This is a genomic window from Staphylococcus sp. HMSC068G11 (genome assembly GCF_001815825.1).
In the GTDB taxonomy this organism is placed as follows: Bacteria; Bacillota; Bacilli; order Staphylococcales; family Staphylococcaceae; genus Staphylococcus; species Staphylococcus epidermidis.
In genome coordinates this window covers 106,011-119,169 of record NZ_KV822100.1, presented here as the reverse complement: position 1 = coordinate 119,169, position 13,159 = coordinate 106,011, and the positions used below count along the sequence as shown (strand labels likewise).

General features: G+C 32.4%; 10 protein-coding genes. 7 read left to right on the top strand and 3 right to left on the bottom strand.

Going from position 1 to position 13,159, the window contains the following annotated elements:
- The first annotated feature begins 50 nt into the window (after positions 1-50).
- The gene (locus HMPREF3058_RS10940) at positions 51-1,304 is read left to right on the top strand and encodes an acetate kinase (RefSeq protein WP_002486737.1); all 1,254 of its coding nucleotides are present in this window, start codon (positions 51-53) and stop codon (positions 1,302-1,304) included.
- Positions 1,305-1,441: 137 nt separating this feature from the next.
- Here the strand turns inward: HMPREF3058_RS10940 and HMPREF3058_RS10935 are convergent, their stop codons facing one another.
- Positions 1,442-1,942, bottom strand: a complete 501-nt coding sequence (locus HMPREF3058_RS10935; protein WP_002457820.1) for a universal stress protein — start codon at positions 1,940-1,942, stop codon at positions 1,442-1,444.
- A gap of 147 nt (positions 1,943-2,089) precedes the next feature.
- On the opposite strand from HMPREF3058_RS10935, the gene ald reads away from it, so the two are divergent.
- Complete coding sequence (gene ald, locus HMPREF3058_RS10930; protein ID WP_002446670.1) at positions 2,090-3,205, top strand: alanine dehydrogenase; 1,116 nt, start codon at positions 2,090-2,092, stop codon at positions 3,203-3,205.
- Positions 3,206-3,267: 62 nt separating this feature from the next.
- On the opposite strand, the gene HMPREF3058_RS10925 is transcribed toward ald, so the two are convergent.
- Positions 3,268-4,323 (bottom strand): M24 family metallopeptidase, encoded by a 1,056-nt coding sequence (locus tag HMPREF3058_RS10925; RefSeq protein WP_002474995.1) that lies wholly within the window; start codon positions 4,321-4,323, stop codon positions 3,268-3,270.
- A gap of 171 nt (positions 4,324-4,494) precedes the next feature.
- On the opposite strand from HMPREF3058_RS10925, the gene HMPREF3058_RS10920 reads away from it, so the two are divergent.
- Complete coding sequence (locus HMPREF3058_RS10920; RefSeq protein ID WP_002491793.1) at positions 4,495-5,184, top strand: metal-dependent hydrolase; 690 nt, start codon at positions 4,495-4,497, stop codon at positions 5,182-5,184.
- A 261-nt stretch (positions 5,185-5,445) separates the two neighbouring features.
- On the opposite strand, the gene HMPREF3058_RS10915 is transcribed toward HMPREF3058_RS10920, so the two are convergent.
- Positions 5,446-5,859: a universal stress protein gene (locus HMPREF3058_RS10915; RefSeq protein ID WP_002446667.1), complete on the bottom strand. Its 414-nt coding sequence runs from the start codon at positions 5,857-5,859 to the stop codon at positions 5,446-5,448.
- A gap of 197 nt (positions 5,860-6,056) precedes the next feature.
- Between HMPREF3058_RS10915 and HMPREF3058_RS10910 the strand changes: the two genes are divergently transcribed.
- The 4 genes from HMPREF3058_RS10910 to HMPREF3058_RS10895 all read left to right on the top strand — a co-directional run bounded on the left by HMPREF3058_RS10910 (position 6,057) and on the right by HMPREF3058_RS10895 (position 13,082).
- Positions 6,057-7,355: a DRTGG domain-containing protein gene (locus tag HMPREF3058_RS10910; RefSeq protein WP_002446666.1), complete on the top strand. Its 1,299-nt coding sequence runs from the start codon at positions 6,057-6,059 to the stop codon at positions 7,353-7,355.
- Between the two features lie 34 nt (positions 7,356-7,389).
- Complete coding sequence (locus tag HMPREF3058_RS10905) at positions 7,390-8,328, top strand: DHH family phosphoesterase (RefSeq protein WP_002486739.1); 939 nt, start codon at positions 7,390-7,392, stop codon at positions 8,326-8,328.
- A 23-nt stretch (positions 8,329-8,351) separates the two neighbouring features.
- The gene (locus tag HMPREF3058_RS10900) at positions 8,352-11,549 is read left to right on the top strand and encodes a DNA polymerase III subunit alpha (RefSeq protein ID WP_002491822.1); all 3,198 of its coding nucleotides are present in this window, start codon (positions 8,352-8,354) and stop codon (positions 11,547-11,549) included.
- Positions 11,550-11,852: 303 nt separating this feature from the next.
- Entirely contained in the window at positions 11,853-13,082 is a 1,230-nt protein-coding gene (locus tag HMPREF3058_RS10895; protein WP_002446663.1) for an NADP-dependent malic enzyme, read from the top strand.
- Positions 13,083-13,159 lie beyond the last annotated feature (77 nt).

The following is a 13,159-nucleotide window of genomic DNA, read 5'->3' as shown; positions in this document are numbered from 1 at the left end:
AATGATTATGTGAAAAATATAACTAAACAAATGATGGAGGACAATGTCTTATGTCAAAATTAATTTTGGCGGTAAATGCTGGTAGCTCATCTTTAAAGTTCCAGCTAATTAAGATGCCTGAAGAAAAACTAGTAACTAAAGGTGTGATAGAACGTATTGGTTTAAGCGATTCTATCTTCACCATTCATGTTAATGGCGAGAAGCTTACTGATATCAGAGATATCCATAATCATGAAGAAGCCGTTAATATAATGTTAGATAGTTTTAAAGAACATGAAATGATTAAAGACATCACTGATATTCAAGGAACAGGTCATCGTGTTGTGCACGGTGGCGAAACTTTCCCTAAATCAGTTGTTGTTACTGATGATGTAGAATCTCAAATTGAAGAATTAAGTGAATTAGCACCTTTACACAATCCAGCTAATTTAATGGGAATTAGAGCTTTTAGAAAGTTATTACCAGAAATCCCACATGTTGCGGTGTTTGATACTTCTTTCCACCAAACTATGCCTGAACAAGCTTATTTATATAGCTTGCCATACCATTACTATGAAGACTATGGTATACGTAAGTATGGTTTCCACGGCACAAGTCATAAATATGTATCTCGTAGAGCTGCTCAAATTGTTGGTAGACCAATTGAAGATTTAAGAATTATTTCTTGTCACATCGGTAACGGTGCATCTATTGCAGCTATAGACGGTGGAGAATCTATTGATACATCTATGGGATTCACACCACTTGCTGGTGTAACAATGGGGACTCGTTCGGGGAATCTTGATCCAGCTTTAATACCATTCATTATGGAAAAAACGGGTAAAACAGCTGATGAAGTATTAGAAATACTTAATAAAGAATCAGGATTATTAGGTCTTACTGGGACATCAAGTGATTTGCGTGATTTAACTGAAGAAGCAAAACATGGACGTCAACGTTCACGTGTTGCATTAGATTTATTTGCTTCAAAAATTCACAAATATATTGGTTCTTATGCAGCTAGAATGCATGGTGTAGATGTTATTGTATTTACTGCAGGAATAGGTGAAAACTCACATATTATTCGTGGTAAAGTTTTAGAAGGACTTGAGTTTATGGGTGTTTATTGGGATCCTAAGAAGAATGAAAGTTTACATGGTGAAGAAGGTTATATTAATTATCCACATTCACCTGTAAAAGTACTTGTTGTACCTACTGATGAAGAAGTAATGATATCTCGTGACGTGATTAAATATGGTCAACTTAATGATAATACACCCAAAAAAGAAGAATTTAATACCAACGAAAGTATCGAAGTGAATTAATTTTAAAAATAGGATTAATGAATTCAAATAGTATCTTTTTCTATATGTATTAAAAAATTTTAGTACATATAGAAATACTGCCGGTTAAGTTAGTAAACTACAACCGGCAGTATTTTTTATTTTATCTATAACAGTGACTAATCTTGATATTTTTCACGTAATTGAGATGTTGCTACTTGAGGTTGGAAATCTTCAGGCATTTCTTCTGTACGTACAACTAATACGTCACAAGGTGCATGTCGAACAATCGCTTCTGATACAGAGCCAACAATAAAACGTTCTACCGCATTTAAACCTGATGTACCACTCATAATCAAATCAGCACCAACATCATGCGCTAATTTTTTAGGTATAATTGCTTTAGGTGAGCCGAATTCTAAACGTGTGTCAACATTTTTTACACCTGCATTTGTGGCTACTTCTTTATAACCTTTAAGTAATTCTTCGGAGAAATGTTTTGATTTTTCTGTGAATTGAGCATCATATACTTCATAAGAAGAATACGTACGTGAGTCAATTACATTCACAATAGTTAATTGAGCATCGTTACGTTTAGCAACACCGACAGCTTTGTTAAAAGCCCATTCTGCTTCATGAGATCCATCGACTGCGATTAATATATTTTTATAAGAAATCATCATTATTGCCCCCTTTATCTTTCTTAATTCTATTTTAACACAATAAACAGAATATTTAATTAATAATAATTACAAAATTATGTCATTATATGTTATCGTTTGCCGTTTTGATAAGGACACGTTACGATAAGGTTGGAGGTAGATAATATGAAAATTGGGATTCCTAAAGAAATAAAGAATAATGAGAATCGAGTGGGGTTATCACCAAGTGGTGTACATGCACTTGTAGACCAAGGACATGAAGTTTTAGTAGAAACAAATGCTGGTCTAGGATCTTACTTTGAAGATGGTGATTATCAAGAAGCCGGTGCCAAAATTGTTGATGAGCAGTCAAAAGCTTGGGATGTTGATATGGTCATCAAAGTCAAAGAACCACTTGAATCAGAATACAAATTCTTTAAAGAAGAGTTAATCTTATTTACTTATTTACACCTTGCGAATGAACAGAAATTAACTCAGGCACTTGTGGACAACAAGGTTATATCTATTGCTTATGAAACTGTACAATTACCAGACGGTTCTTTACCGTTATTAACACCAATGAGTGAAGTGGCTGGTAGAATGTCTGCACAAGTGGGAGCTGAATTTTTACAAAGATTTAATGGAGGTATGGGTATCTTACTAGGTGGCATACCTGGAGTGCCTAAAGGTAAAGTCACTATTATTGGTGGCGGTCAAGCAGGAACAAATGCAGCTAAAATAGCTTTAGGGTTAGGTGCTGAAGTGACAATTTTAGATGTTAACCCTAAACGTTTAGAAGAATTAGAGGACTTGTTTGATGGCAGAGTAAGAACAATAATGTCCAATCCATTAAATATAGAAATGTATGTAAAAGAAAGTGATTTAGTCATTGGAGCAGTTCTGATTCCAGGTGCTAAAGCGCCAAACTTAGTGACTGAAGATATGATAAAAGAAATGAAAGATGGATCAGTGATTGTAGATATTGCGATAGATCAAGGTGGAATCTTTGAGACTACTGATAAAATTACAACGCACGATGCCCCAACTTATACTAAACATGGTGTCGTGCATTATGCTGTGGCTAATATGCCAGGCGCCGTTCCACGTACATCTACAATTGGATTGAACAATGCAACATTACCTTATGCGCAATTATTGGCTAATAAAGGTTATCGTGAAGCATTCAAAGTAAATCATCCATTATCTTTAGGTCTAAATACATTTAATGGACACGTGACTAATAAGAATGTAGCCGATACATTTAATTTTGAATATACTTCAATTGAAGATGCATTGAAATAATGCGTGAAATTTACCCCAAGCTTCATTCATGTGAATGAAGCTTGGGGCTTATTGTTGTTTTGTTATTTTTCGTATTGAGTTAATATTTCATAACCATTTTCAGTTACTAAAATATCATCTTCAATTCTAACACCAGCCACATGAGGGACATATACGCCAGGCTCTATAGTAATCACCATTCCTGCTTCAAGTTTATTATTATTTACACTTGATATATCTTGATATTCATGTTCTTCAAGGCCTAATCCATGACCTAGTCTATGCGGAAAGTAATCACCATAACCTGCTTCTTGGATTATATCTCTTGCTATTTTATCAATATCTTTGATGGTAACTCCTGGTTTAATAGATTTAATTGCTTCCGTTTCTGCTTTTAAAACAATGTTATATATATTTTGTGCTTCCTTATTAGGTTTGCCAAAATGAATTGTGCGTGTCATATCACTGCAATAATGATGGTATACAACACCTAAATCAAATAGTACAAACTCATTTTGCTTTAATTTTCTGTCACCGGGTGTACCATGTGGTGAAGCAGCATGGTCACCGAAGAGTACCATCGTGTCGAAACTCATTTCATTAACGCCATATTTTTTTATTTCATTTTCGATATGGTTGACAACTTCTCTTTCTTCTACACCTTCTTTAAGAAAGGATTTACCAATTTCAATACATTTATCAGCTAACGCAGCTGCCTTTTTTATATTGATAATTTCATCTTCTGATTTGATATTACGTAAGTCCTTGATTGATTGATCAACATCTTGATAGTGTTCTATATTAAACGCTTTTGTTAATTCTCTTTGACGTTTAACTGTAAGATGTTCACTTTCAATGAGCATTTTAGAGAAAGTTTTAGAGTATTTGTCGAATGGGTTTTCAGTATCTAAATAACCGACGATTTTACCTTTAAACGGTGATTGTTTTACTTCTTCAACTTCCATTTTTGGACAAAATAAAACAGGCTCTTCATTTGATGGAATTAGCAAAGCGAAGAGTCTTTCATGTGGCTCACTTCGATACCCAGTAAAGTAAAAGATGTTTAAGGGTGTCGTAATCCATGCTGCATCAGCATCTTCCTGTTGTAAAACTTTTTTGATTTCTTCTATTTTAGTCATATAATGAACCTCCATCATGTGATGATATATTAATTCTATGCTAATAAGATATAGTTTTCAAAAAGTAAGAGTTATTGTTTGAACTAAACAAGCTAAATAGCTCACTAGTGTTATAAATGTGACTGTTAGGGTATACTGTTAAAAGATATTACTTTTAGGAGGGGAACTCTTATGAAACTTTCATTTCATGGTCAATCAACAATTTATTTTGAAGGTAACGGCAAGAAAGTTATAGTTGATCCATTTATCTCTGGCAACGATAAATGTGACCTAGATGAACAAACGTTAGAGGTAGATTACATTATCTTAACACATGGTCACGCTGACCATTTTGGTGATATAGTTGAATTGGCCAATCGTAACCATGCAACTGTGATTGGTTCGGCAGAATTACAAGGATATTTATCTACTTATCACGGAGTCGAAAATGTTCATGGCATGAACATTGGTGGGAAAGCTGAATTTGATTTTGGAACAGTCAAATTTGTTCAAGCATTCCATAGTTCTAGTTTTACACATGAAAATGGTGTGCCCGTATATTTAGGTATGCCTATGGGAATAATTGTCGAAGCTGAAGGTAAGACTATCTATCATACTGGGGATACAGGATTATTTAGTGATATGAAATTGATAGCAGATAGACACCCAGTTGATGTATGTTTTGTTCCTATTGGAGATAACTTTACCATGGGAATAGAAGATGCTAGTTACGCTATTAATGAATTTATTAAGCCTACAATCAGTGTTCCTATTCATTACAATACATTCCCGTTAATTGAACAAGATCCAGAGCAATTTAAGGATGCAGTTCAGGTAGGGGAAGTGCAAATTCTCAATCCAGGAGAATCAGTGGAATTTTAATTATTTGTCTAAATGACATATAGCTTTTGGTTTTTAAGTCATTTTCTAAAAGTACAACGTTAATTAAAATTTAACAGTAGTAAGTTGATATTTTGAATTTAAGAAATATAAATAAGAGCCTGAGACACACATAATGTCTCAGGCTTCCTAATGTTGTGGCAAGTCGATTGCTGAATAAAAATTGAAATTATATCAAACCTTTTAATACAAATACTAACTCATTTATTATAGTTTTGGTATTTTAGGTTACGAGTATGTTGTTTATTTAACTATTAAAACAGGAATAGTAGCACGTTTAGCTACTTTATGACTTACGCTACCTAAAACAAATTTCTTATTGTCTTCAGCTTTTCGGTTACTAAGAACAACAATTTCATATTTACCACTATTCGCAAATTTTAATAGCTCATCCTTAGCATTGCCTCTCACAATAACTTCATCATAATCAATGCCGTAGTCTTCTAAAGTTTTAAGTGTACTTTCTAAACCTTTAGAACGTTTTTCGGTTAGCTTATCTAAATGTACGCCAGCTCTGATTGACGCTTGAGCATCTTGCTCATTAATGGCATTTAAAACTGTGACGATAGTACCTTCACCTGCTAAACGAGACACCTCTTTAAGAGCTTTCTCATTTTTAATTTGAGTGTCTACCCCAAGTAGAATATGTTTATACATAAATCATCCCTCCTCAACTTTATTTTAGTAAAGTTTTAGTGTGATTTCCATTAATATTTAAATATTTTGAATATAATCTTTAACGGTAATTTATATTGATTAATATTTAGTATTTTAGAATGATTGAACAATGATTTTTTGTACATTAAAAGTTATAATGATAAAAAGACTGTTATAAAGATATAAGAGGTAACGGGATGACAAAGAATGAACAAATAATTAAACATATTGAATCTTTATCAATAGGCTCTAAAATCTCTGTGCGAAAAATTGCTAAAGATCTTAATGTGTCTGAAGGTACTGCGTACAGAGCAATTAAAGATGCGAGTCAACTTGGAATTGTAGCAACTATTGACAGAGTTGGTACTGTTAGAATCGAGAAACGAAATAGAGAAAATTTAGATAACTTAACGTTTAATGAAATTGCAAATATTGTTGAGGGTCAAATACTTGCTGGTAGAGCTGGACTTAATAAATCAGTTTCAAAATTTGCAATAGGAGCAATGCAATTTGATGATATTCTGAAATATATAGGCAAACACACATTATTAATTGTTGGAAATAGAGAAAATGTACAGATTGAAGCTTTAAAACGAGAAACTTCAATACTCATCACAGGTGGTTTTCGTCCAAGTGCTGAAATTATACGATATGCAGATGAGCATGAATTGCCAATTATTTCTTCAAGTTATGATACATTCTTAGTTGCTAATATCATCAATAAAGCAATGTTTAATCAGAAAATACGCAAAGAAATACTTGTGGTTGAGGATATAGTTAAACCAATCAATGAATTATCAGTGTTATTTGATTCAATGACAATTCATGATTACAAAAAAATAGCAAATGAAACTGGCCATACAAGGTTTCCTATAGTAAACGAAGAATTTAAATTAGTAGGTATAGTAACAAGTAGAGAAATCATCAATATGAACGAAGAAGATCTATTAGGTAAGGTTATGACTAAAAATCCATTGAGTGTTAAATTAACAAATACGGTTGCTAGTTGTGCCCATTTATTAATTTGGGAAGGGATTGAATTATTACCAGTAACTGATAATAATAAAAAAGCTGTCGGTGTAATTAACAGACAGGATGTTTTAAAATCAATGCAATTATTAGGTAGACAACCTCAAATTGGTGAAACAGTGAATGATCAAATTGCTAAACATATTTCAATACATCAACAAGGAATAAATGTCGACGTATCTCCACTCATTACAAATCATTACGGTACTTTAAGTAAAGCAGTATTTGTTGGAATTATTGAGGAAACGATTCGTCACGAAATGAGAAAGTATAAAAAAGGTAATGTCATGATAGAAAGTATGAGTATTATCTATATTAAGACTGTACCAATTGAATCTTCTATTGAAGTACATTATGAAATGTTAGATGTTGGACGATATTTTGCTAAATTAGAAGTTACTATGATTAATAATGGTGAAAAAGTTGCTAATGCCTTAGTAATTTGTCAAATGTTTGATGGGTTTTAAAATAATATTTAGAAATTTAAAGGGAGTAATTAATATGGAAGTAAAAATGAATGAAATAATGGAAGCATTAGAACAAAGTGAGTTAATTATTATTCACAGACATCTAAGACCTGATCCAGACGCATATGGTTCGCAATTAGGTTTGAAATATTACTTGCAAAAGAAGTTTCCAGATAAACAAATTTATGCTGTAGGAACTAATGAAGATTCTTTGAAATTTATAGGTTTGATGGATGAAATTGACAATGATATGTATAAGAAAGCGACTGTAGTTGTATGTGATACGGCAAATGCGCCAAGAATAGATGACCAACGTTATAATACAGGTACCAAACTTTTAAAAATTGATCATCATCCTGCTACTGATCAGTATGGAGATATAAACTATGTTAATACCAAAGCTTCTTCCACTAGTGAAATAATTTACGAATTCATTTCACATTTCAATGATGAACATATCATTGATGAACAAGTTGCTAGATTGTTATATCTTGGCATCGTCGGTGATACTGGACGTTTTTTATTTAATAATACTACACCACGGACAATGCAAATTGCTGGAAAATTACTTACATATCCTTTTGATCACAACCAAGAATTAAACAAAATGTCTGAAAAAGATCCGAAACTATTACCATTTCAAGGCTATATATTGCAAAATTTTGATTTAAATGATAAAGGATTCTGCAAAGTTAAAATAACTAAAGACATACTTGAAAAATTTCAAATACAACCTAATGAAGCGTCTTTATTTGTAAATACAATCGCAGATATTCGAGGATTAAAAATATGGATGTTTGGCGTTGATGAAGGAGATCAAATCAGATGTAGGTTGCGTTCTAAAGGTCATATTATTATTAATGATGTCGCTAATACATTTGGTGGTGGTGGACATCCAAATGCATCTGGAGTTTCAGTAAATAGTTGGGAGCAATTCGAGCAACTCGCCGAAGCTTTAAACGACAAGTTATAATTTTTAAAAGGAGGTAAGAGACCATGGTAGCACATTTAAATATTCATACTTCTTTTGACCTGTTAGATTCTAGTTTGAGAATTGATGCATTAATAGATAAAGCTAAAAAAGAAGGATACCGTGCGCTTGCAATAACCGATACAAATGTATTGTACGGTTATCCAAAGTTTTATGATGCTTGTATTGCAGCCCACATACATCCCATATTTGGTATGACTATATATTTAACGGATGGTCTCTATACTATTGAAACAGTTGTTTTAGCAAAAAATAATCAAGGACTCAAGTCATTATACCAACTTTCTTCTGCTATAATGATGAAAAATAAAGAAGAAGTACCTATTGAATGGCTAAAAAAATATGATAAACATTTAATTATCATATTTAAAGAGGCTGAGTTGTCTCATAAGCAAATCATTGATGCGTTTGAAGGTAAGAAAGAATTGTATTTAAATCATAATAGTAATAATACATTGACTGGCAAACGTGTATGGATGCAATCTGCAAGATATTTAGATGAAGATGATGCTGAAACCATTCCAGCTTTACATGCCATAAGAGATAATACTAAGTTAGATTTAATACATGAGAAAGAAACACTTGATGAACATTTTCCTAGTATGGAAGAACTTCAAACACTAAATCTTAGTGAAGATATGATTGCTAACACGAATGAAATTGAAAAATTATGCCAAGCAGAAATTGCATACCATCAATCACTGTTGCCACAATTTGTGACACCTAATGGTGAGACTTCGAAAGATTATCTTTGGACAATACTTATACATAGGTTACAAAAATGGGAACTTAATGACAAAACTTATTTCGATCGGTTGAAACATGAATATAAAATTATTACTGATATGGGTTTCGAGGATTATTTTCTTATTGTAAGTGATTTGATTCATTTTGCTAAAACACATGAAGTGATGGTTGGGCCAGGTCGTGGTTCATCAGCGGGATCATTGGTAAGTTATTTATTAGGTATTACTACGATAGACCCGTTAAAATATAATCTTTTATTTGAAAGATTTCTTAATCCTGAACGTGTAACTATGCCAGATATTGATATTGATTTTGAAGACACGAGACGTGAAAAAGTAATTAAGTATGTACAAGATAAATATGGTGAACATCATGTATCAGGTATTGTGACATTTGGACATCTGTTAGCCCGTGCTGTTGCTAGAGATGTAGGAAGAATAATGGGTTTTGATGAAACGAGTTTAAATGAGATTTCAAAACTTATTCCACATAAATTAGGTATAACTCTTGAAGAAGCATACCAGAAGCCAGAGTTTAAAGCATTTGTTCATCGTAATCATAGAAATGAACGTTGGTTTGAAGTAAGTAAAAAGTTAGAAGGCTTACCAAGACATACGTCGACACATGCTGCAGGTATCATTATCAATGATCAACCATTATTCAAATTTGCGCCATTAACAACTGGTGATACAGGATTATTAACACAGTGGACTATGACAGAAGCGGAACATATAGGATTATTAAAAATTGATTTCTTGGGATTACGCAATCTATCAATTATTCATCAAATTATTTTACAAGTTAAAAAGGATTTAAATATAAATATTGATATAGAAGCTATTCCTTATGATGATAAAAAAGTGTTTGATTTATTATCAAATGGGGACACTACAGGTATTTTTCAATTGGAATCAGAAGGCGTTAGAAGCGTATTAAAAAGATTGCAACCTGAACATTTTGAAGATATCGTAGCTGTCACATCATTATATAGGCCAGGGCCAATGGAAGAAATACCAACTTATATAACCCGTAGACATAATCCTAACCAAGTTGCTTATTTACATCCTGATTTAGAACCAATCTTAAAAAACACATATGGTGTTATCATTTATCAAGAACAAATTATGCAGATTGCAAGTCAAGTTGCTGGCTTTAGTTATGGTGAAGCAGATATTTTAAGAAGAGCAATGAGTAAAAAGAATCGTGCAATCTTAGAGAGTGAGCGTCAACATTTCATAGATGGTGCAAAAAATAATGGTTACGGTGAACAGATAAGTAAGCAAATTTTTGATTTAATACTTAAGTTTGCTGATTATGGGTTCCCACGTGCCCATGCTGTTAGTTACTCAAAAATTGCATACATAATGAGCTATTTAAAAGTGCACTATCCTCATTATTTTTATGCAAATATCTTGAGTAATGTAATAGGAAGTGAAAAAAAGACTGCAGCTATAATTGACGAAGCTAAGCATCAAAGAATTAGCATTTTGCCTCCCAATATTAATCAAAGTCATTGGTATTATAAGGCAAGTAATAAAGGAATATATTTGTCTTTAGGTACAATTAAAGGAATTGGATATCAAAGCGTTAAATTAATTATTGATGAGCGCCAGCAGAATGGACCTTATAGAGATTTCTTTGATTTTTCAAGACGTATACCTAAAAGGGTGAAAAATAGAAAATTACTTGAGTCTCTTATCTTAGTAGGCGCATTCGACACTTTTGGCAAAACTAGAGCGACATTATTACAAGCAATTGATCAAGTATTAGATTTAAATTCTGATGTTGAACAAGATGATATGCTTTTCGATCTTTTAACTCCTAAACAATCATATGAAGAAAAAGAGGAACTGCCTGATCAATTATTAAGTGATTATGAAAAAGAATACCTAGGATTCTATATTAGTAAACATCCAGTTGAAAAGAAATTTGAAAAGAAACAATATTTAGGTATATTTCAATTGTCTAATGGAAGTCACTATCAACCTATACTTGTTCAATTTGACCATATCAAACAAATAAGAACGAAGAATGGTCAAAATATGGCATTTGTAACTATGAATGATGGAAGAACGATGATGGATGGAGTGATTTTCCCAGATAAGTTTAAAAAATACGAAACTTCTATTTCAAAGGAACAGATGTATATCGTATTGGGTAAATTTGAAAAGCGTAATCAGCAAATGCAACTTATCATCAATCAACTTTTTGAAGTTGAAGCGTATGAACAAACAAAATTGTCTAATTCGAAAAAAGTTATTTTACGTAATGTAACCCATCTTGAACCACAATTTGAACATTCAAAAGTGCAATCTAATAAACAACATGCATTAAATATTTATGGTTTTGACGAATGTGCAAATAAGATGACAATGTTGGGACAAATTGAACGTCAACCTCAAAATTTTGATCTATTAATACAAACTTATTCACCAGCTGATATTAGGTTTATTTAACTTTTAACGATTTTTAAATTATGATATAGTTAACTGATGATTATTTCTTAATCATCAGTTTTTCTTTTATAATTATTTTTTGTTCTGATTTAACACACTAAATCTGTTTTATCAGCAGAAGAAATAATTTGAATTGCAACATCTAAAAATCAATTTACTTTCAATGATTGTACTATTGTTCTACATATTTACTAGTAAATCGTGTATATTTAAAATGATTCAGTTTTCTATTCATGGATTGATTTATGTACTGAATACATATAGTTCAATGACTTCTCACAAAATAAAATAGGGGTTGATTAAATGTCTTTAAGAGATGACGCTTTAGAAATGCATAGAGAGAACCAAGGTAAACTAGAAATTACACCAAATGTTAAAGTGACAAATAAGCAACAATTAAGCCTAGCATACTCACCTGGCGTTGCTGAACCTTGTAAAGAAATCCATGAAGATCCAAGAAAAGTGTATGAGTACACTATTAAGGGAAATACAGTTGCTGTTGTAACGGATGGAACTGCTGTTCTCGGTTTAGGGAATATTGGAGCAGAAGCAAGTATTCCAGTAATGGAAGGAAAGGCAGCATTGTTCAAAAGTTTTGCGGGTATTAATGGTGTGCCGATAGCATTAGATACAACGGATACTCAAGAAATCATAAAAACAGTTAAACTTATTCAACCCAACTATGGTGGAATTAATCTTGAAGATATATCAGCTCCTCGCTGTTTTGAAATTGAAGAAACCTTAAAGAAAGAGACCAATATACCTATTTTCCATGACGATCAACATGGTACAGCTATCGTTACTATGGCTGGGTTAATCAATGCTTTAAAAATTGTAAATAAAGAGTTAACGGATATAAAAGTTGTATTAAATGGTGCAGGTGCAGCAGGTATCGCTATAGTAAAGTTACTTCATGCTTATGGCGTGAATAATATGATTATGTGCGATTCAAAAGGTGCTATTTATTCTGGCAGAAATTTAGGTATGAATGATACAAAAACATATGTAGCAAAGTGGACGAATAAAGATAAAGTTGAAGGTTCACTTGAAGAAGTGATTAAAGATGCAGATGTTTTTATAGGTGTATCTGTAGCGGATATATTGACGCAAAATATGGTGAAGACAATGGCTGATGACCCAATTATTTTTGCTATGGCTAATCCTAATCCTGAAATCAATCCCAATGAAGCCAAACAGGCAGGTGCAAAGGTTGTGGGTACTGGTCGATCTGATTTTCCGAACCAAATTAATAATGTATTAGCTTTTCCAGGTATTTTTAGAGGCGCTTTGGACGTTGAAGCTACTCATATTAATGAACATATGAAAAAGGCAGCTGTAGAAGCTATCGTTCATTTAATCGACGAAAATGAGTTACATCCCGATTATTGTATACCAGGACCATTTGATAAAAGAGTAGCTCCATCAGTAGCCAAAAATGTAGCTAAAGCTGCTATGGAATCCGGTGTAGCAAGAATTAAAATTGATACACAAGAAATATTTGATAAAACTATGAAACTTACTGACTTAAAATAGATTAAACGAATAGCTATATTTTAGTACTATTACGACTTATACAAAATATGTAAAGTCTTTTTAAATGAAGTAACAAA

Coding starts and splice junctions, on each gene's coding strand:
- HMPREF3058_RS10940 (WP_002486737.1), top strand. CDS start 51: ATGTCAAAATTAATTTTGGCGGTAAATGCTGGTAGCTCATCTTTAAAG.
- HMPREF3058_RS10935 (WP_002457820.1), bottom strand. CDS start 1,942: ATGATTTCTTATAAAAATATATTAATCGCAGTCGATGGATCTCATGAA.
- ald (WP_002446670.1), top strand. CDS start 2,090: ATGAAAATTGGGATTCCTAAAGAAATAAAGAATAATGAGAATCGAGTG.
- HMPREF3058_RS10925 (WP_002474995.1), bottom strand. CDS start 4,323: ATGACTAAAATAGAAGAAATCAAAAAAGTTTTACAACAGGAAGATGCT.
- HMPREF3058_RS10920 (WP_002491793.1), top strand. CDS start 4,495: ATGAAACTTTCATTTCATGGTCAATCAACAATTTATTTTGAAGGTAAC.
- HMPREF3058_RS10915 (WP_002446667.1), bottom strand. CDS start 5,859: ATGTATAAACATATTCTACTTGGGGTAGACACTCAAATTAAAAATGAG.
- HMPREF3058_RS10910 (WP_002446666.1), top strand. CDS start 6,057: ATGACAAAGAATGAACAAATAATTAAACATATTGAATCTTTATCAATA.
- HMPREF3058_RS10905 (WP_002486739.1), top strand. CDS start 7,390: ATGGAAGTAAAAATGAATGAAATAATGGAAGCATTAGAACAAAGTGAG.
- HMPREF3058_RS10900 (WP_002491822.1), top strand. CDS start 8,352: ATGGTAGCACATTTAAATATTCATACTTCTTTTGACCTGTTAGATTCT.
- HMPREF3058_RS10895 (WP_002446663.1), top strand. CDS start 11,853: ATGTCTTTAAGAGATGACGCTTTAGAAATGCATAGAGAGAACCAAGGT.